The organism is Halobacillus hunanensis (genome assembly GCF_900166655.1).
Lineage (GTDB): Bacteria > Bacillota > Bacilli > Bacillales > Halobacillaceae > Halobacillus_A > Halobacillus_A hunanensis.
The window spans coordinates 878,670-898,150 of record NZ_FVZB01000006.1; the positions used below are offsets into that span (position 1 = coordinate 878,670).

The following is a 19,481-nucleotide window of genomic DNA, read 5'->3' on the forward strand; positions in this document are numbered from 1 at the left end:
ATCTTTATTAAGATGGTTCCGTTGCTCAACGAAATAGGGGAGGGAACTGCGAACCCCAGAGGTCTTAGACCGAGGAGACTTGCCGGTTTTCAAAGAAGTTCGGCTAAAACCGCGATAGCAGAAGTTCGACTAAGAACGGCACGTCCTGTAGGGCTCGTGGAAAGCGAGTGGTCTCCCCATCCCCCATTCTCTTATTAAAATACGGAACCTTACTCAAATCAACAAACAGAGCGGTCCTCGTTTAGTATTCGCTTACAAGACAGTCCGCAATCATTTGACGAATTTGATGAATATCAAATGGTTTAGAAATAACATGCTTAACAAAGGAATAGTTTGTATCCCCCTCAATAGAGCTTTCTGAAAGGCCTGTCATGATAAAAACCGGCTTATTAACTTGTTGATGCTCTAAATATTTAAGCACTTCTCCTCCACTCATTACAGGCAAATTGTAATCCATTAGAATCAAGTCTGGATGATGCTCCATTACCTGTTCACAAGCCTGTTTTCCTGTCTTGGCACTAATGGTTTCATATCCTTCACTTTTAAGAAATTCCTCTAGCAACATTCGGATTCCAGGTTGATCGTCAATAATGAGGATCTTACTTGTCATGGGTATTCACAGCCCTTCTTTTACTGAGCAAGCTTCCGAGACACGAACTTTAAACGGCTCTTCATTCAAAAAACAGCGAAAAAGCCGCTTAAAGTTCGTGTCTGCGGGATGCCCCGCTAAACTATTCTTCACTCTCTCTTACCCCATACTTATTCTATCTCTAATCTTAATACTTCTATATTCGACAGATGAACTCCTGCAATTATTGGTAATTTATAAGTCGTATGTAAAAGGGCAAGCTTCACTAGCTTGCCCCTCTAGGGTTTATGATTTTTCGTTAATTACTGCACCGATAAAACCGTGGAAGAGCTGTTGCGGACGAGTAGGGCGCGATTTAAATTCTGGATGAAATTGACTAGCGACAAACCAAGGATGGTCTTCCACTTCGATAATTTCTACTAGACGGCCATCTGGACTCGTACCAGAGAATATGAAACCACGCTCTTCCATTTGTTCCCGGTAATGGTTATTAAATTCAAACCGGTGGCGGTGGCGCTCATAAATCACTTCTTCTCCATAAGCTTCCATGGCTTTTGTATTTTCCTTAAGGCGAGAAGGATAAATTCCAAGGCGGAGCGTACCGCCAAGGTCCGTTAATTCCTTCTGCTCTGGTAAAAGATCAATAATTGGATGCGGTGTAGCTGGATCAATTTCAGCTGAATGTGCACCTGTCAGTCCAAGCTCATGGCGAGCAAATTCCACCGTAGCAAGCTGCATGCCCAAGCAAATACCGAGGAACGGAACACGCTCTTTACGGGCATAGTGGATCGCTGTGATTTTCCCTTCAATGGCGCGATCTCCAAACCCGCCCGGTACAAGAATCCCATCTACATCTTCCAGTACCTCATGGACATTTTGTTCCGTAACTTCTTCAGAATTGACCCATTTCACCTCAACATCTGTATCATAGCTATAGCCGGCATGTTTCAAGGCTTCCACTACAGAAATGTACGCATCAGGAAGTTCAACATATTTTCCAACGAGACCAATGGTTGCCTTCCCTGTTAAATTCTTCACTTTATCAATGAGCTTGTTCCACTCTGTCATATCAGGCTCTTCTGTTTCCCAGCCAAAATGCTTACAAGTTAGCTCGTCCAGATTTTGCGCCTGTAATTCAATCGGGACATTATAAAGCGTTTCTGCGTCGCCTGCTTCGATTACAGCTTGTTTATCGATATCACAGAACAAAGCAATTTTCTCTTTCATTTCTTCTGAGATTTTCATTTCAGTACGCAGCACTACAACATCCGGCTGGATACCTAGCGAGCGAAGTTCCTTCACACTGTGCTGCGTCGGCTTTGTCTTCATTTCTCCTGCTGCCTTCAAATAAGGGACGAGTGTGCAATGCAAATACATCACATGTTCGCGGCCAATGTCACTCTTAATTTGACGAATCGCTTCCAAGAAAGGAAGGGACTCAATATCACCGACTGTACCACCAATTTCGGTGATCACAACATCGGCATTCGTCTCATGTCCTGCGCGAAAAACACGTTCTTTTATTTCATTTGTAATGTGAGGGATTACTTGTACCGTTCCGCCAAGATAATCTCCGCGACGTTCTTTCTTGATAACGTTTGAGTATACTTTCCCTGTCGTTGTATTACTGAATTTGTTGAGATTAATATCGATGAATCGCTCGTAGTGACCCAGATCAAGGTCTGTTTCAGCACCATCGTCGGTTACAAATACTTCACCATGCTGATAAGGACTCATCGTCCCGGGGTCAACGTTAATGTATGGATCAAATTTTTGAATTGTTACCTTTAACCCTCTGTTTTTTAATAAACGGCCAAGCGAAGCTGCAGTAATCCCTTTTCCAAGAGACGACACTACACCGCCTGTGACAAAAATATATTTCGTAGCCACAATCATCCCTCTTTCTTTTATAAACTGATCATCTTAGTAGTATTTACAGGGGAAGAAAAAATAAAAAAACGCTCCCCCATCCAGGGGAGCGTTTGAACGTTCAAACTAAATTTAAAGAGCCCAAGTAAAATATTACTGATTTGTACTTTGAAAGTCAACCTTAGGATTCATCTTCCTCATCTTCATCACCAACAAAGCTGACATCCTCATCCACGATCTCTTTTTCTTCTTCATCTAAATCGTCTTCTTCGTAGTCACCTTCGTAATCATCGTCTTCATCAAGATCCAGATCTTCATCCGTCAGATCGATGTCATCTTCGAGATCGTCATCGTTGTCATCATAGCCTTCTGCTCCTAATTCATCTTCAAGCAGCTTGGAAGGTTTCTTTTTCTTCTTCTTTTTACGCTTTTGCGGAAGGTTAGCAATTTCCTCTTCTAACTGTTCTACAGGGTACCAGCTTTTCAGCCCCCATCTGTTCGTTCCAATGGTCATAAATTGACCGTCTACATTTAAGTCAGTATAAAACTGAGCTATATATTCTTCTTTCTGAGCTTCAGTGAATCCTTTCATAGAAGAAATGCGATCAAAAATATCATTAAAATCCATTGCTTCTCTCTGATCTTTCAAAATCAATGTTGCAAAATCAATCATGGAAATTTCTTCAATCTGTTCTTTACTAAGTTCTTTCACACTCATAATCCAGCACTCCTTTACTCATCAAATAATCTATACATTACATCATAGACATACGGATAACATTTAATCATACCAACCATTATATGTTCAGCCACAACAAAAATCAAATCACACCTGCACCCAACTGGATTATCCTTCCACCTCAGGTCATCCAGATTCTGGATGACCTGAGGTGGAAGGAAATGTATATCGGCAATGGAGGCAGTTTGCTTGCACTTTAATCTCTTGGAGTTCCTTCATATTTATCGTAAAATAGAGAAAGATAGGATACAAAGGAGAAATGACGCTATGGAAAAGCACCCTTTTGACTGGGTATTATTTTCAATCATTGCTGTAGTCCTTGGCATATGGGTCTTTACGAACTACGGTATCATACACGAAAAGCACCTGGCTGAAGCAACTTTGACAGAGAAATCTCATAAGGACAACGGTTATTTCATAACAGTAGATGATCAGAAACTAAAAGTTAAGGATACCAGCACCTGGATGGTCTTAAAACCCGGCGAAAACTATGAAGTTTCATATGAATGGTATGGAAATTCTCATCCATACATAGTAGAAATCAATCAAGCTCATGATGACGACGGTGTCGGAGGCGGTCATTAATGCCCCACACGATGAGGGTGGTTCGACGCCGTTCTTAACCGAACTTTCTCTGTCGTAGCTTCGAGAGCGTTTACGCCTTATTTATGTGCTTAATCTATTATGCCTAAAATCAGATGTCGAATGCCCTCACAATCCGCTCCGCTTCAAAAACTTATCAGCAAGGTCGAGAAAATTGTACGAGCTTAAAACCAACCAATAAGAGTCCAGCCGCTATAAAACGGCTGGACTCTTAGTTTTTCCGGCCCACACCCACATGCCATACAGCAGTGCAGGACCGCATTTCCTCTTACATATTACGACGGTACTGCCCGCCTACTTCATACAGCGCATTCGTAATCTGGCCAAGGCTCGCAACTTTTACCGTTTCCATCAATTCAGCAAAAACGTTGCCTCCGCCGCTTGCCGTTGCTTTCAAACGATTCAATGCCTCTGAAGCCACATCTTCATGAGACTTCTGGAAGTTGCGCAATTCTGTGATCTGGTGCTCTTTCTCTTCCTTATCAGCACGCGCAATATCCATAGAATTAATATCATCTTCTGTCAGCGGGTTCGGGTTCAAGTACGTATTCACCCCGATAATCGGCAGCTCCCCGGAATGCTTCTTCCCTTCATAGTGCAGAGATTCTTCCTGAATTTTACCGCGCTGGTACTGACGCTCCATGGCACCGAGCACACCGCCGCGCTCATTCATTCGTTCAAACTCCTGCAGAACCGCTTCCTCAACAAGGTCAGTAAGCTCACGAATGATGTAAGCCCCTTGCAGCGAGTTCTCATTTTTCGTTAAGCCAAACTCTTTGCTAATGATCATCTGAATCGCCATCGCACGTCTCACCGATTCCTCTGTCGGCGTGGTAATGGCCTCATCATAGGAATTCGTGTGCAAGGAATTACAATTATCCTGGATGGCAATTAAGGCCTGCAATGTCGTACGAATATCATTAAAGTCAATTTCCTGTGCATGCAGCGAACGGCCGGATGTTTGAATATGATACTTCAACTTCTGACTGCGTTCGTTGGCACCGTATTTATTTTTCATAACAATCGCCCAGATTCTGCGAGCTACACGGCCAAGAACGGTATATTCCGGATCCAGACCATTTGAGAAAAAGAAGGACAAATTTGGTGCGAATTTATTAATATCCATGCCGCGGCTTAAATAGTATTCCACATACGTGAACCCATTTGCCAGCGTGAACGCAAGCTGGGTGATTGGGTTCGCACCCGCTTCCGCGATATGGTAACCGGAAATCGACACAGAGTAATAGTTACGTACTTCATGATCGATAAAGTACTGCTGAATATCGCCCATCATTCTTAGAGCAAACTCTGTCGAGAAGATACAAGTATTCTGACCTTGATCTTCTTTTAGAATGTCCGCTTGCACTGTACCACGCACCACATGAATCGTTTCCTCTTTAATTTGCTTTGCTTCTTCCTGATTTGGCTCGCGTCCATTTTCTTCGGTAAACTTATTTAACTGCTGATCAATCGCCGTGTTGAAAAACATCGCCAGAATGATCGGAGCCGGACCATTGATTGTCATCGATACAGAGGTTGTTGGGTCAACGAGGTCAAAGCCGTCATACAGCTTTTTCATATCCTCCAGCGTACAAATGTTCACACCACTTTCGCCGACTTTCCCGTAAATATCTGGACGTTCATCAGGATCTTCTCCGTATAAGGTCACGGAGTCAAACGCTGTACTTAACCGTTTCGCATCATCACCTTCTGACAAGTAGTGGAAGCGGCGGTTCGTACGTTCCGGTGTCCCTTCACCCGCAAACTGACGCTTTGGATCTTCTCCTTTTCGTTTAAACGGAAAAACGCCGGCCGTAAATGGGAAGGCACCTGGGACGTTTTCACGCAACAGCCACGTTAAACGGTCACCCCAGTCATTATAGGCTGGCAGTGCCACTTTAGGCACCTTCGTTCCTGATAAACTTTCCGTCGTCAGGTCCATGGTAATTTCTTTATCACGCACTTTAAAGGTGTACGTTTCGCCACTATAACGCTCGTGGAGATCATCCCAATCTGCAAGTTTTTCAGTCGACTCACGGTCCAGTTTGCGTTTATAATCTTCCACTAACCGCTCGATGCTGGATTTATGTTCACCATCTTCCAGCAAGTCTATTGTGCCTTTTAGCTGGTAAAGCTTGCGCGCCTGATCAGCTTGTTCCTTCGTATGTTTATGATAATCGCGCACAGCCATTGCAATGTCACGCAAGTACTGCTTCTGCTCATTTGGAATAATCACGTTTTGCTTTTCTACTTTATCGACACGTTCAAAGGACGTATCATCCTGCCACTCATACACTTCGTTCAACTTATCAATGATCGCAGCAAAAAGCGTGTTCGTTCCTGGATCATTAAACTGGCTGGCAATCGTGCCGTACACAGGGAATTTTGTGACATCCTGATGGAACAACATATGACTGCGTTCGTACTGTTTACGCACTTGGCTGAGTGCGTCCTCTGATCCCTTTTGTTCAAATTTGTTAATGACAATAAAATCAGCAAAGTCAATCATATCAATCTTCTCAAGCTGGGAAGGCGCACCGAATTCAGCTGTCATCACATACATGGACAGGTCAGTAATATCAGTGATCGCGGCATCCCCTTGCCCGATTCCACTCGTTTCGACAATAACGAAATCAACCCCAGCCGCTTTCACGACCTGAATCGCTTCTTCAATCGATTTTGACAACTCAGAGCGCGCATCACGCGTAGCAAGTGAGCGCATATAAACGCGTGGGTTAAAAATCGCATTCATGCGAATTCGGTCCCCAAGCAGAGCGCCGCCTGTTTTCTTTTTCGTCGGGTCAACAGACAGAATCGCAATTTTCTTATCAGGAACTTCGTTAATGAAACGACGGATCAATTCGTCTGTCAGGGAACTCTTTCCAGCTCCGCCTGTTCCGGTAATTCCGAGCACAGGAATTGTCTTCTCGGTCGTCTCTTCAACAGCGGTTTCAAACGCTGCCACAGCTTCCCGTTCTTGCTTTGGTGTATTTTCGACATAGGTAATAAAGCGTGCCATTGCCTGGTGGCTGCCTTTTGTCAAATCTTCCACGGCTTCTTTGACATTAAGCGGCGGCAGGAAATCACATTCTTCAATCATCGTATTGATCATGCCTTGCAGCCCGAGTTCCCGGCCATCTTCTGGTGAGAACACACGGGCAACGCCGTAATCATGAAGCTCCTTGATTTCCCGCGGAAGAATAACACCTCCTCCTCCGCCATACACACGAATATGGCCGGCTCCTTTTTCTCTTAAAAGATCGACCATATATTTGAAGTATTCTACGTGGCCGCCCTGGTACGACGAAATCGCAATCCCTTGAGCATCTTCCTGAATCGCTGCATTAACGACTTCCTCTACAGAGCGGTTATGTCCAAGGTGGATGACCTCAGCCCCCGTTGCTTGTAAAATTCTGCGCATAATATTAATTGATGCATCGTGTCCGTCAAACAGGCTCGATGACGTTACAAAACGCACCGGATTTTTCGCTTGATAAACGTGCGGTTGTTCCATTATGCTTCTCCTCCTTAGGATAAATTCTTTTCCTGGACGTTCAGCCCTTGAAGCAGTAAATGTATTTGTCTGTCTGTATAGGATTCCAGTGTAAAGGTTCGCTGCAGCATCCAGCGTCTGAATCCCCACATCTGCCCTTGCACAAAGATATTATTAGCCACAAGTGCTGTATCCCCTTCCGGCAATTGAACAGGAAGACTGTTAATGATCACTTTCTCAAGCATCGCTACCATGTCGCGCTCTTTACGCAGGACATAATCCTGAGCATCCTTTGATAACGATTTGACCTCTTGATACATCACTACCACTTCATCCTGCATATCGTCCATCAGGGAAAAATAAGAACGAATTGCACAGACTAGATTGTCGACACTCGTTTCGTTTTGATCAATGGAGCTTTCCATTCGCTCTTTCACTCGTTCATAAATCGAGTCACAAACGAGAAACAGAACATCTTCCTTTTTGCGAATGTACTCATACAAGGTCCCAATGCTGAATCCTGAAGCTTTAGCAATTTCGCGGGTCGTTGTTTTGTGAAACCCTTTTTCAGTAAAAAGCGTTACGGCCCCTTTGACCATTTGCTTACGCCGTTTTTCAACGAGAGCTTCGTCCTTAATTGAAGAGGGTACTTGTTTCTTTGTCATGTTCAGTCACCCTTCCATTGTTGATACCAGGAGCGTGCAAGCTTATATGGATCAGCTTCAGGGTCGCTCACCGCTTGGAGTTTCTCCTGATCCTCCTCCACATGCTCCTTCACTTCACGCCAAATTTCTTCACGGATCAACTCATAGACTTCAAGCTGAAGCTGCTGTTGGCGCCTTTTTTCCCCTTGATCGGTTTCATATAAATAGGAGCGGTGTCGGGATACCCCATCCCAAAGCTCTTCTATCCCTTTGTTTTCTGTGGAAACTGTTCGGACAATGAGCGGCCGCCAGCCCTTAGGATCCGCAATCATCATATATTCTTCTAAACTAGCTTTCAGCTTAACAACTCCGGGCAGATCGGCTTTATTGATAATAAACAGGTCCGCGATTTCCATAATTCCTGCTTTGAAAATTTGCAGCACATCTCCGCTGTTTGGGGTAAGTACAAGTCCCGTAGTATCCACGACCTTCATAATATCAAGCTCCGACTGGCCGACTCCGACCGTCTCTACTAAAATGACATCAAATCCATAGGCATCACATACACGGATTGCATCTTTCGTCGCCCGCGCCAGACCCCCCAAACTTCCGCGCGTTGCCATGCTGCGTATGAAAATCCCTGGATCGAGAAAATGCTGATTCATGCGTGTTCGGTCCCCAAGCAAAGACCCACCGCTAAACGGACTCGTCGGATCGACCGCAATTACCGCGACGGTAAGCTCTTGTTTTCTTAAATGCGTGAGCAGCCGATTAATGAGTGAGCTTTTCCCTGCCCCTGGAGATCCGGTGATCCCAATGTAATGGGCACTTTTTTTTATGGAAAAAATATCACTCATTAAAGCCAATTTGTCAGGATGATCACTTTCCACCATCGAAATCGCCCGCGCCAGAGCTCGCATATCTTTTTGTTTAATCCGTTCAGCTAAAGGGTGCATGACAAGTAGCCTTCCTTTCTCTTACTGTGTCACCATACGTCCGATCACGAGACGCTGAATTTCATTGGTACCTTCATAAATTTGCGTAATCTTCGCGTCACGCATGTAGCGTTCCACCGGATAATCCTTCGTATAGCCATAACCGCCGTGAACTTGCACAGCTTCTACCGTAATGCGCATCGCTGCATCACCGGCATACAATTTAGCCATAGCGGACGCTTTAGCATAAGGTTCTCCTTCTGATTCTAGATAAGCAGCTTGATAGGTTAATAGACGCGCTGCTTCGATTTCAGTCGCCATGTCAGCCAGTTTAAAGGAGATCCCTTGCAGCTTAGCGATCGGCTTACCAAACTGTTCACGCTCTTTCGCATAATTGACGGACTCATCAAGCGCCCCTTGCGCGATTCCAAGTGCCTGCGCTGCAATGCCGTTACGGCCGCCATCAAGCGTCATCATCGCAATTTTGAAGCCTTCTCCCTCTTGCCCGAGTAAATTCTCTTTAGGAATTCGGCAATTTTCGAAAATCAGCTCTGTTGTCGGAGAAGAACGAATTCCGAGCTTTTTCTCTTTTTTCCCAAACGTAAATCCATCAGTGCCTTTCTCCACAATAAAAGCACTCACGCCTTTGCTGCCTGCGTCTGGTTCTGTTTTCGCAAACACGATATAAATATCGCCGACCCCGCCATTAGTGATCCACACTTTATTGCCGTTTAGCACGTAATGGTCGCCATCCAGCTTAGCTTGCGTGCGCATAGAGGAGACGTCGCTTCCTGCACCCGGTTCTGATAACGCGTAAGCCCCTAGTTTCTCTCCTGAAGCAAGCTGCGCCAAATACGTTTTCTTCTGTTCTTCGTTTCCGAATTTATAAATAGGCCAGCTGCACAAGGAAATATGAGCAGATAACGTTACCCCCGTTGACGCACATACGCGAGATAGCTCCTCAACAGCAATCACATAGCTGATAAAGTCGGAGCCAATCCCTCCGTATTCTTCTGGCCACGGGATGCCGGTTAATCCAAGTTCCGCCATTTTGTCAAAAATCTCGCGGTCAAAGCGTTCTTCTTCGTCACGTTCAGCCGCTGTCGGCTCAACTTCATTTTTGGCAAAATCACGTACCATTTTCCTAAGCATTTCTTGTTCTTCTGTCAGCTTGAAATTCATTGTTGTTCCTCCTGTTCAATCCTTTAATAGATGGTTGCCAATCACAATTCTCTGGATTTCGCTCGTTCCTTCATAGATTTCACAAACCTTCGCATCCCGGAAAAAGCGTTCCACCGCATAATCTTCTGTATAACCATAGCCCCCGTGTACCTGAACAGCTTCTATTGCTGTGTTAACAGCCGCTTTTGAGGCAAATAGTTTGGCCATCGATGCTTGTCTGCCGCATTTCTCACCAGCTGCCTCCAGCGTGGCAGCCTGATAGACTAATAGTTTGGCAGCTTCTACATCTGTCGCCATATCTGCTAATTTAAATGAAATGCCCTGATGCTTTGCGATCGACTTGCCGAATTGCTCTCTTTCCTTCGCATAAGTTACGGCATGCTCAAGCGCAGCTTCAGCAATTCCAAGCGACTGAGCTGCAATTCCGATTCGGCCGACGTTCAAGTTGGCAAGCGCAATCTTAAACCCTGCCCCTTCTTCACCCAGCAGCTGGGAGGCAGGAACCTTACATTGATCAAAGTTGAGCGAGACCGTACTCGAGCCATGCAGCCCCATCTTCTTCTCCGCTTTCCCGATAGAAAAGCCCGGGGTGCCACGTTCAACAATAAACGCACTAACACCATTACCTCGCTGCTCATCACGATTGGTACGAGCGAATACGATAAAGGTATCTGCCTCGCCACCATTGGTTATGAACACTTTTGACCCGTTTAACAGGTAATGATCTCCTTGTTTTTCAGCACGCGTCTTTAAGCTGCCGGCATCAGACCCAGCACTTGGTTCGGTTAAAGCGAATGCCCCTAAATATTGTCCTGAAGCCAATTTAGGAATATACTTTTGCTTCTGTTCTTCTGTTCCAAAGTAAAGAATCGGATTGGTGCCAACCGAGGTGTGCACCGATAAGATGACGCCAAGTGTTGCACTTACTTTCGCAATTTCATGAATCGCAATAATGTAGGACGTATAGTCCATTTCAGCGCCGCCGTACTGTTCGGGGATCGGGATGCCCATTAAACCGAGCTCCCCCATCCTCTGAATCAATTCGATGGGAAAACGGTCTTCCTCTTCCATCCGTTCAACAGCTGGAGCCACTTCTTTTTCTGCAAAATCACGGACCATTTTCCGCATCATTTGTTGTTCATCTGTAAACTGCAGGTTCATGTTTGTTCTCTCCCTCGCCTGTTATTCGTAGCTGTAAAACCCTCGACCTGACTTCTTACCGAGCCAGCCAGCTTTTACATATTGTCGAAGCAATGGACATGGACGATACTTGCTATCGCCAAATCCATCGTGAAGAACCTCCATAATATACAGGCAGGTATCAAGTCCAATGAAGTCAGCCAAAGTAAGTGGCCCCATTGGATGATTCATGCCGAGCTTCATCACTTTGTCAATATCCTCGACAGAAGCCACTCCTTCATGTAAAGCGAAAATAGCTTCATTGATCATCGGCATTAATATCCGATTAGCAGCAAATCCCGGGAAATCACTAACTTCAACAGGCGTTTTATCAAGTTTCTCTGTCATTTCTTCAATCGTTTGATAGGTCTCATCACTTGTTTGAATCGCACGGATAATCTCGACAAGCTTCATAACCGGCACCGGATTCATGAAATGCATGCCGATCACCTGAGATGGGCGGCTGGTCGCTGCTGCTATTTCTGTAATCGGTAAAGATGAAGTATTCGTTGCCAAAATGGCATGAGCTGGCGTGATGGCATCAAGACTTTGAAACACCTTGGTCTTTACGTCCATGTTTTCCACGACAGCTTCAATCACGAGGTCACAATCAGATGCATCGTTTAGATCAGTCGAACCTGTAAGCCGTTCATTGGCATTCGCTTGCTGCTCGGCCGTTAGTTTCCCCTTATCCACGGCACGCTGAAGCCGTTTTTCGATTCCTGCAATTCCCTTCTGCAGTGCTTCTTCGTTCATATCGTTTAATTTAACGTTCAGGCCTGACTGTGCGAACACTTGAGCAATACCTGCCCCCATCTGTCCGGCACCGATGACCATTACTTGATTAATTGACATATAGACTCCCCCTTACTGTTTCGGTACTTCAATCAATACGGCATCTCCTTGGCCGCCTCCAGAGCAGATCGCTGCAATGCCGAGACCGCCGCCGCGACGCTTCAATTCATGTGCTAATGTAAGTATAATACGTGCCCCGCTTGCTCCAATCGGGTGTCCAAGTGCCACAGCTCCACCGTTGACATTAACTTTCTCCGGATCCAACCCTGCGATTTTACCGCTTGCTAAGGATACCGTTGAAAATGCTTCATTCACTTCAAACAAGTCAATCTCTTCAAGCGATTTACCCGCTTTTTTCAGCAATTTATTAATAACGAGCCCTGGTGTTTCCGGGAAATCATGAGCTTCAACCGCCACCTCATCATGGGCAAGAATAGTGGCAAGGGTTTCTGCTCCGACCTGCTGTGCCTTTTCATCAGACATCAGCACCATCGCACACGCTCCATCATTAACACCCGGGGCATTCCCCGCCGTAATCGTTCCATCTTTGTCAAAAGCAGGACGAAGCTTTGCTAACTTTTCAGCCGTTGTTCCTTTTCTCGGTGCTTCATCCGTGTCGACAACAACCGGATCACCTTTACGCTGCGGAACCTCAACAGCAACGATTTCTTCAGCCAGCTTGCCATCTTCAGTTGCCTCAAGGGCCCGCGAATGACTGCGAGCCGCCCACTCATCCTGCGCTTCTCTTGTTAACTCAAATTTATTGGCTGTGCGATTTCCATAACTACCCATATGAACGTTTTCAAAGGAACAAGTCAGGCCGTCATGCACCATCATGTCTTTAACAGCCGCATCTCCCATACGCAAACCCCAGCGTGCTTTTGGCATAAAGTATGGTGCATTGCTCATGCTTTCCATTCCACCTGCTACAATGACGTCTTCTTCCCCTAAGCGAATGAACTGATCAGCCATAGTTACACTGCGCATCCCTGATGCACACACTTTGTTAACGGTTTCCGTTTTAACCTCCCAAGGAATACCGGCTTCACGGGAAGCTTGGCGTGAAGGCAGCTGTCCCTGTCCGCCCTGCAGCACTGTCCCCATAATGACTTCCTTTACGTCTTCCGGTAAAACGTCGGCCTTTTTTAACGCAGCCTTGATCGCAATTCCCCCCAGTTGTGCGGCAGTTAGCGGGGCCAGGCCTCCTCCAAACTTTCCAAACGGTGTACGTGCACCTGCTACAATTACAGTCTTTGTCATGATTATTTTCCTCCTTTAGCTTGTTAACGCTTTCAATGGTGATTGAACGCTCGCTCAATCTCTTTTCATAAGGAAAGTGTACATAAAATTTGTACACTTTCCTACAGCACACTAATCTTAGACCTATCAACGTACTCGGTTAGCACTTACCTATGCCGTCTTCTCTACCTTCTCTGGAAAAATAGACTTCGCTAAAATTTCCGCAATATCCATGGTGCTGACCTTCTCCTCGACTTCCTTCGCTTTCGTACCATCGGAAAGCATTGTCAAACAGAATGGGCAGCCACTAGATATCATCGTCGGCTCTACAGCCAATGCCTGTTCTGTTCTAGCTACGTTCATGCGGTTTCCGGATTTCTCTTCCATCCACATCATCCCGCCGCCAGCTCCACAGCACATCCCGTTTGAACGGTTTCGGTTCATCTCCACCACTTTCACGCCTGGAATCATTTCAAGAACTTCGCGTGGCGGCTGGTACACTTCGTTGTAGCGGCCAAGGTAGCAGCTATCGTGATACGTAATTGTTTCATTGACCTCTGCTTCAGGCTTTAACTTGCCTTCTTTCAGCCACTCTGAAAGCATTTCTGTATGGTGGTACACCTCAGCCTCAAAGCCGAAATCTGGATATTCGTTTTTGAAAATATTGTACGCATGCGGATCAATCGTAATGATCTTCTTCACATCATGCTTTTCAAATTCTTTAATATTCTTTTCAGCTAGTTCCTGGAATAAAAATTCATTCCCCATGCGGCGAGCTGTATCGCCTGAGTTCTGCTCTTTATTGCCGAGAATAGCAAACTTGATGCCTGCTTCATTCATCAGTTTGGCAAAAGCCATAGCGATCTTCTGGCTGCGGTTGTCATATGAACCCATAGAACTTACCCAGAACAGGTAGTCAAACTCTTCGCCTGACTTCTTCAGTTCCTTAACAGTTGGGATCGTTACTTCCTCATCCGCTTCACGCCAGTTGACACGTTCTTTCTTAGAAAGCCCCCAAGGATTCCCCTGGCGTTCAATGTTCATCATCGCACGCTGGCCATCCTGATCCATTTTTCCTTCGGTTAAAACAAGATAGCGGCGCAGATCGATGATTTTATCAACATGTTCGTTCATCACCGGACAAGCGTCTTCACAGTTACGGCATGTTGTACAAGCCCACAGTTCTTCTTCTGTAATTACATCACCGATTAAACTCTTGCTTGATGCCGCTTCTGTAGTTGCGGCTGCTTCATCTCCACCTTGTGAGCCGGCCATTTTGGCCAGTGTATTGCCTTCAGTTCCAGCAAAAGCGTAAGAAGGAACCCATGGAGCCTTGCCTGTAACGGCTGCCCCTGTTTCTGTTAAGTGGTCACGAATTTTCACAAGTAAATCCATTGGCGAAAGCATTTTTCCTGATCCCGCCGCTGGACAAACATTGGTACAACGTCCGCACTCGACACACGCATAGAAGTCGATCATTTGCAGCTGGTTGAAATCTTCTACTTTTCCAACCCCAAAGGAAACATCTTCTTCGTCAGTGTCCTCATCGATTTCAAAATCAATCTTTGAAAGCTTCGCAGGAGGCCCCTCACGGCTTAAGAATACATTGACCGGAGCAGCGAGTAAGTGTGCGTGCTTCGATTGAGGCACATAAACAAGAAATGTAAGGAGAACTAATAAGTGAATCCACCACATGACGAAAAATACGCTGGCGGCAGCTACTGGCGGCATCCATGCGAAAGCGTTTGCAACAATGGTCGCAACAGGTTCCGTCCATGCGCCTTCATGCCCGTGCCAAATTAGCGCCATACCATTTCCAATAAGTACTGAAATCATTAATAGACCGATAAATAAAAGAACAAGTCCTGCTTTGAAACCGCGTTTCAAACGAACAAGCTTCTCAATATAACGACGGTAAAACGCCCATATCACCGCAACAAGAATCGTTAAGGTCACCAGTTCCTGAAAAAAAGTAAAGCCTGGATAAAGCGGACCCAGCGGTAAGTGGGAATCTGGAGCCAGTCCCTTCCAAATAAAATCGATCGCCCCAAATTGGACGAGGATAAAGCCATAAAACATCATGACATGAATGGCTCCCGATTTCTTATCCTTTAACAGCTTTTTCTGTCCAAACACGTAAATCCATATTTTTTGAAGGCGTCGTTTAATCTGCCCATCAAATTCGAATTTCTTTCCCATCTGGATATAGGCAATCCGTGTACGAACCACACGAACAAATAGATATAACCCGTATATCGTAACCCCCAGGAATAAAATCCAATTTGCGAGTAACAAAGGATTCATCTGTTCTCCCCCTCTTAGTTAGTCTGCAAGATTCCGAACCGCCTCTCCCATTATCAATTCGGAACCCTGTCAATTTTCTGAATCTTATATATTAACTATAATTATGAATGAGCATTCAGTCAACACATTTTACACGATTTCCTTTTCAAACTTCCATCTTTGGGAGAAACTAATAGAGGAAAATGTGAAGGAGGCACCATTAAAATGTTATTCATAATAACCCTTTTACTTATTATCGTCTTGATCTATCTGCTAATCGTGTTAGATTTTAAATTAGGAAGAAGAAACCATCAGAACCATGCCCAGATCCTCCCTTTTAAAGAAACGACAGCAGATTATCACTTATATGCAAACGGCGCCCCATTATTTGAGGACCTTTTTCAAGAAATCTCGGAAGCACAACAGCAGGTGGACATTTACTTTTATTTAGTCAGCAGCGATCAGCCAGGTCGCGATTTTCTTGAAATATTGAAAAGTAAAGCCCGTGAAGGAGTGTCCGTCCGCCTGATGACAGATCGTCTGGGAGGCTACCAGCTGTCCAAGTCGATACGCAACGATTTAGCAGAAGCTGGCGTGCAATTTCACTTTTCAGCAATCCCGGGATTTCCTTATTTCTTTTATAAATTAAATCGCCGTAATCATCGGAAGATTACAGTCATTGATGGAAAAATTGCTTATGTAGGCGGTTTTAACATTGGCGACAATTATCTTGGGAAAAACCCTAAATTCGGCGATTGGCGAGATTATCATTTACGCCTGATAGGTCCTGTCGTCAGTGAACTTCATCATATTTTTCTTGATGATTGGTATCGAGCATCAGGTGAGAAGCATTCACCCATCGTGAACAAGGAAGAAGCGAAACACTCTGTCAAAATCGTTGCTACGGATGGGATGAAGCTGGAGGATGAATTTTTGCAGATGATTCAGCGTGCGGATGAGGAAATCTTAATCGGGACACCGTATTTTATTCCTACTGAGAAGTTGATGAAAGCTTTGAAACAAGCCTTACAACGCGGAGTATTTCTGCAAATCATGGTGCCGCTTAAATCAGATCATCCTTTCGTAAAAGAAGCGGCTATCCCATATTTGGAACAACTTTTCCATGCAGGAGCGAAAATCTGTCTGTATGACGATGGCTTTTATCATTCTAAGGTGATGATGGTCGATCAAAGTATAGCCGATATCGGTACCGCCAATTTTGACAGACGAAGCTTCTTTCTAAATAAAGAAGTCAATACGTTCGTCTATGACAACGTATTTATAAGCGATTTGCGAAAAGCATATATGGAGGACGCGCAAAATGCGATTGCTTTTAACGAAGAGTGGTTGTCCCAACGTTCATTCGCTACAAAAGTAAACATCCAAATCGCCAAAGTGCTGCGCCCGATTTTATAGTTATTTAAATAAGGCACTCACCATCGGACCAAGCCACGCAAACACTTTAAAGCCTAGATAAATGCCGACAATCCCTGCCACTCCAGCTAATGCCGGAGGCGCGGGGATCGGCAATTTAAAGGCTGCAAATATAATTCCTACAACAAATCCAGTTAATAAAGCAAATAAAACTTCCTTCATCTATACGCCCCCTTTTAGTATTCTTATGTTATTCCATTCATGATCAGGCTATCCTCTCTCTCCTACATCAACATTATTTTACCTTATGTTGGGTTGGAAAAACATTCTAACTCAGAGTTTGGACAAAAAAAGAATGCCCCCGCCTGATTCAGCAAGGACACTCTTTGATTAGTCTATGCAGCTACATTTGTTCTGGTGCAGAAACGCCGATTAAGCGCAGCGCATTCTGTAGAGTTGTACGCACAGCTTTCATGAGCGCAATTCTCGCCGTTGTACGCTCGTGATGAGCTTCATCGAGCACTTTCTCAGCATTGTAAAAGCTATGCAGATTTGATGCTAAATCAAAAGCATATTGCGTAACACGATGTGGTGTCCGTTTTTCAGCAGCATCAGCCACTACCTGCGTGAACTCACCAAGCCGTTTCAGCAAATCTTCTTCTTTTTCCGAGGTTAAGAACTTGCCATTGAATGCTCCACCTGTAAGACCTTTTTCCTCAGCCTGGCGAAGCATGGTACAAATACGAGCATGCGCATACTGTACATAATAAACTGGGTTCTCATTGGACTCAGAACGTGCAAGGTCCATATCGAAATCAAGATGAGAGTCACTGGAACGCATTGAGAAGAAGTAACGCATCGCGTCAATCCCGACTTCCTCCATCAGCTCACGAAGCGTAACAGCCTTTCCCGTACGCTTGCTCATTTTCACCTTTTCCCCATCTTGGAACAAGTTGACCATTTGGATGATTTCCACTTCCAGCGTATCTTTATCATAACCAAGCGCCTGAATCGCTGCTTTCATTCGCGGGATATAACCATGATGATCAGCGCCCCAAATGTTAATCAGCGTATCAAAACCACGGTCGAGTTTATTTTTATGATAGGCGATATCTGGTGTTAAGTAGGTGTACGTACCATCATTCTTAATGAGGACACGGTCTTTATCATCGTCAAAAGCAGTCGTCCGAAACCAAGTCGCATCGTCTTGCTCGTATACATAATTCTTCTCTTTCAAGACGTTTAACGCTTGTTCGATTTGGTCACCTTCATAAAGGGACGTTTCTGAAAACCATTCGTCAAACGGAACACGAAACTCTTCCAGGTCTGTTCTAATTTTATTCAATTCGTAAGTCAGCCCATACTTACGGAAAAAGGTCAGACGCTCTTCTTCAGAAACATCCACCCACCTCGTTCCGTCTTCCTCGACCAACTTTTCGCCAAGTTCGATGATATCCTTGCCATGGTAGCCATTTTCAGGCATCTCCCAATCTTTATCGAGCGCCTGCATGTAGCGAGCTTCAACAGATCGAGCCAAGTTAGCAATTTGGTTTCCAGCGTCATTAATATAATATTCACGAGACACATTATATCCTGCAGCATCAAGCACATTGCTTAACGAGTCGCCGACTGCAGCCCCGCGGGCATGTCCTAAATGCAAAGTCCCAGTTGGGTTTGCTGAAACGAACTCGATTTGAACGCTATGGCCTTTTCCAATTTCTGTGCGTCCGTAATTTTCCCCAGCAGACAGGATCGCTGGGACAAGATCAGCCAGGTACTGATTGTTCATGTGAAAGTTAATAAATCCCGGTCCGGCAATATCAATTTTTTCAATAGAAGCTTTGGAACGATCAAATTGCTCCACAAGCTCTGTAGCGATTTGACGCGGATTTTTCTTCGCGATACGCGCCAGCTGCATCGCCATATTTGTCGCATAATCTCCATGCGACTTATCTTTCGGCTGTTCCAGCACCACAACGGGCATTTGCTCATCTGTTGCCAGGCCTGCCTGCTTTACGGCTCGAACAATTTCATCCTTCAGCTTCTGTTCCGTCTGTTCGACAATGTTCATGATTCCCTTTCCTCCTCAAAAAGTAGTGTTAACCGATGGCGTTGTTCAACCTCATCATTCAGCGTCATCTGATAACTAATAAACAGACGGCCTTGAGAAGCTTCAGAAAGCGAGCGGTACTCAATTTGGTCTGTCCATGTTCTCATATGAAAATCACCATATGTATGATGATAAATATTCTCCGTCTCCAACTTCTTCTGAAAAACCTGGCGCATTTCAACGGGCCCCGTTCGTTTAATACTAATATGGTCCGGCTTAATTGTCACCATCGTTTTCACGGGCTCCCCCTCTTCAGGGTGTTCCGTAAACTTGAGGACTTCCGTTTCGTTACGCGTATATAATTGCCCTTGTTCAGATAACGTCATCTCTTCTTTGCGACCCGCATCTCTGATTTCCGTTATGAGCTTAATACGTACATCCTTCATTTGACCACTCCTCCATCCACCAGATTTCGAGTCTGTTTCTAACTAATCTATTATAAGAATA

General features: G+C 45.0%; 16 protein-coding genes. 2 read left to right on the top strand and 14 right to left on the bottom strand.

Features of this window, described 5'->3' with window-relative positions:
* Positions 1 to 241: 241 nt before the first annotated feature.
* The 3 genes from B5354_RS09950 to rpoE all read right to left on the bottom strand — a co-directional run bounded on the left by B5354_RS09950 (position 242) and on the right by rpoE (position 3,176).
* The gene (locus B5354_RS09950; protein WP_079528311.1) at positions 242 to 610 is read right to left on the bottom strand and encodes a response regulator; all 369 of its coding nucleotides are present in this window, start codon (positions 608 to 610) and stop codon (positions 242 to 244) included.
* A gap of 264 nt (positions 611 to 874) precedes the next feature.
* Positions 875 to 2,485 (bottom strand): CTP synthase, encoded by a 1,611-nt coding sequence (locus B5354_RS09955; RefSeq protein ID WP_079528313.1) that lies wholly within the window; start codon positions 2,483 to 2,485, stop codon positions 875 to 877.
* A gap of 154 nt (positions 2,486 to 2,639) precedes the next feature.
* Positions 2,640 to 3,176, bottom strand: coding sequence for a DNA-directed RNA polymerase subunit delta (gene rpoE / locus B5354_RS09960; RefSeq protein ID WP_079528315.1), 537 nt, complete (start codon positions 3,174 to 3,176; stop codon positions 2,640 to 2,642).
* Between the two features lie 288 nt (positions 3,177 to 3,464).
* On the opposite strand from rpoE, the gene B5354_RS09965 reads away from it, so the two are divergent.
* On the top strand, positions 3,465 to 3,782 hold the full coding sequence (locus B5354_RS09965) for a hypothetical protein (protein ID WP_079528317.1): 318 nt from the start codon (positions 3,465 to 3,467) through the stop codon (positions 3,780 to 3,782).
* Between the two features lie 286 nt (positions 3,783 to 4,068).
* Here B5354_RS09965 and icmF read toward each other — a convergent pair whose 3' ends face one another.
* The 8 genes from icmF to B5354_RS10005 all read right to left on the bottom strand — a co-directional run bounded on the left by icmF (position 4,069) and on the right by B5354_RS10005 (position 15,571).
* Complete coding sequence (gene icmF, locus B5354_RS09970; protein ID WP_079528319.1) at positions 4,069 to 7,314, bottom strand: fused isobutyryl-CoA mutase/GTPase IcmF; 3,246 nt, start codon at positions 7,312 to 7,314, stop codon at positions 4,069 to 4,071.
* 14 nt (positions 7,315 to 7,328) lie between these two features.
* Positions 7,329 to 7,958, bottom strand: a complete 630-nt coding sequence (locus B5354_RS09975; protein ID WP_079528321.1) for a TetR/AcrR family transcriptional regulator — start codon at positions 7,956 to 7,958, stop codon at positions 7,329 to 7,331.
* 2 nt (positions 7,959 to 7,960) lie between these two features.
* Positions 7,961 to 8,893 carry a methylmalonyl Co-A mutase-associated GTPase MeaB gene (gene meaB / locus B5354_RS09980; RefSeq protein ID WP_079528323.1) on the bottom strand — a complete coding sequence of 311 codons (933 nt, stop codon included), beginning with the start codon at positions 8,891 to 8,893 and terminating at the stop codon, positions 7,961 to 7,963.
* A gap of 21 nt (positions 8,894 to 8,914) precedes the next feature.
* Positions 8,915 to 10,054 (bottom strand): acyl-CoA dehydrogenase, encoded by a 1,140-nt coding sequence (locus B5354_RS09985; RefSeq protein WP_079528325.1) that lies wholly within the window; start codon positions 10,052 to 10,054, stop codon positions 8,915 to 8,917.
* A 15-nt stretch (positions 10,055 to 10,069) separates the two neighbouring features.
* Entirely contained in the window at positions 10,070 to 11,215 is a 1,146-nt protein-coding gene (locus tag B5354_RS09990; protein ID WP_079528327.1) for an acyl-CoA dehydrogenase, read from the bottom strand.
* A gap of 21 nt (positions 11,216 to 11,236) precedes the next feature.
* Positions 11,237 to 12,088 (bottom strand): 3-hydroxybutyryl-CoA dehydrogenase, encoded by an 852-nt coding sequence (locus B5354_RS09995; protein ID WP_079528328.1) that lies wholly within the window; start codon positions 12,086 to 12,088, stop codon positions 11,237 to 11,239.
* Positions 12,089 to 12,100: 12 nt separating this feature from the next.
* Positions 12,101 to 13,288: an acetyl-CoA C-acetyltransferase gene (locus B5354_RS10000; protein WP_079528330.1), complete on the bottom strand. Its 1,188-nt coding sequence runs from the start codon at positions 13,286 to 13,288 to the stop codon at positions 12,101 to 12,103.
* A gap of 150 nt (positions 13,289 to 13,438) precedes the next feature.
* The gene (locus B5354_RS10005; RefSeq protein ID WP_079528332.1) at positions 13,439 to 15,571 is read right to left on the bottom strand and encodes a heterodisulfide reductase-related iron-sulfur binding cluster; all 2,133 of its coding nucleotides are present in this window, start codon (positions 15,569 to 15,571) and stop codon (positions 13,439 to 13,441) included.
* A gap of 204 nt (positions 15,572 to 15,775) precedes the next feature.
* Here B5354_RS10005 and cls point away from each other — a divergent pair, with 204 nt between their 5' ends.
* Entirely contained in the window at positions 15,776 to 16,966 is a 1,191-nt protein-coding gene (gene cls, locus B5354_RS10010) for a cardiolipin synthase (RefSeq protein WP_079528334.1), read from the top strand.
* Here cls and B5354_RS10015 read toward each other — a convergent pair whose 3' ends face one another.
* From B5354_RS10015 to B5354_RS10025, 3 genes are all read right to left on the bottom strand, one after another.
* Entirely contained in the window at positions 16,967 to 17,146 is a 180-nt protein-coding gene (locus tag B5354_RS10015; RefSeq protein WP_079528335.1) for a XapX domain-containing protein, read from the bottom strand. It abuts the gene before it with no gap.
* Between the two features lie 181 nt (positions 17,147 to 17,327).
* Complete coding sequence (gene argS / locus B5354_RS10020) at positions 17,328 to 18,995, bottom strand: arginine--tRNA ligase (protein ID WP_079528337.1); 1,668 nt, start codon at positions 18,993 to 18,995, stop codon at positions 17,328 to 17,330.
* A complete protein-coding gene (locus B5354_RS10025; RefSeq protein ID WP_079528339.1) occupies positions 18,992 to 19,420 on the bottom strand; it encodes a YwiB family protein in 429 nt (142 codons plus the stop codon). The genes argS and B5354_RS10025 overlap by 4 nt, the downstream gene beginning before the upstream one ends.
* Positions 19,421 to 19,481: the final 61 nt, after the last annotated feature.

Bases quoted from the DNA above. Each gene is read 5' to 3' on its own strand.
- B5354_RS09995 (WP_079528328.1), bottom strand. From the start codon at position 12,088: ATGTCAATTAATCAAGTAATGGTCATCGGTGCCGGACAGATGGGGGCA.
- rpoE (WP_079528315.1), bottom strand. From the start codon at position 3,176: ATGAGTGTGAAAGAACTTAGTAAAGAACAGATTGAAGAAATTTCCATG.
- B5354_RS10015 (WP_079528335.1), bottom strand. From the start codon at position 17,146: ATGAAGGAAGTTTTATTTGCTTTATTAACTGGATTTGTTGTAGGAATT.
- B5354_RS10005 (WP_079528332.1), bottom strand. From the start codon at position 15,571: ATGAATCCTTTGTTACTCGCAAATTGGATTTTATTCCTGGGGGTTACG.
- meaB (WP_079528323.1), bottom strand. From the start codon at position 8,893: ATGCACCCTTTAGCTGAACGGATTAAACAAAAAGATATGCGAGCTCTG.
- B5354_RS10000 (WP_079528330.1), bottom strand. From the start codon at position 13,288: ATGACAAAGACTGTAATTGTAGCAGGTGCACGTACACCGTTTGGAAAG.
- argS (WP_079528337.1), bottom strand. From the start codon at position 18,995: ATGAACATTGTCGAACAGACGGAACAGAAGCTGAAGGATGAAATTGTT.
- B5354_RS10025 (WP_079528339.1), bottom strand. From the start codon at position 19,420: ATGAAGGATGTACGTATTAAGCTCATAACGGAAATCAGAGATGCGGGT.
- B5354_RS09990 (WP_079528327.1), bottom strand. From the start codon at position 11,215: ATGAACCTGCAGTTTACAGATGAACAACAAATGATGCGGAAAATGGTC.
- B5354_RS09955 (WP_079528313.1), bottom strand. From the start codon at position 2,485: ATGATTGTGGCTACGAAATATATTTTTGTCACAGGCGGTGTAGTGTCG.
- B5354_RS09965 (WP_079528317.1), top strand. From the start codon at position 3,465: ATGGAAAAGCACCCTTTTGACTGGGTATTATTTTCAATCATTGCTGTA.
- B5354_RS09975 (WP_079528321.1), bottom strand. From the start codon at position 7,958: ATGACAAAGAAACAAGTACCCTCTTCAATTAAGGACGAAGCTCTCGTT.
- cls (WP_079528334.1), top strand. From the start codon at position 15,776: ATGTTATTCATAATAACCCTTTTACTTATTATCGTCTTGATCTATCTG.
- B5354_RS09985 (WP_079528325.1), bottom strand. From the start codon at position 10,054: ATGAATTTCAAGCTGACAGAAGAACAAGAAATGCTTAGGAAAATGGTA.
- icmF (WP_079528319.1), bottom strand. From the start codon at position 7,314: ATGGAACAACCGCACGTTTATCAAGCGAAAAATCCGGTGCGTTTTGTA.
- B5354_RS09950 (WP_079528311.1), bottom strand. From the start codon at position 610: ATGACAAGTAAGATCCTCATTATTGACGATCAACCTGGAATCCGAATG.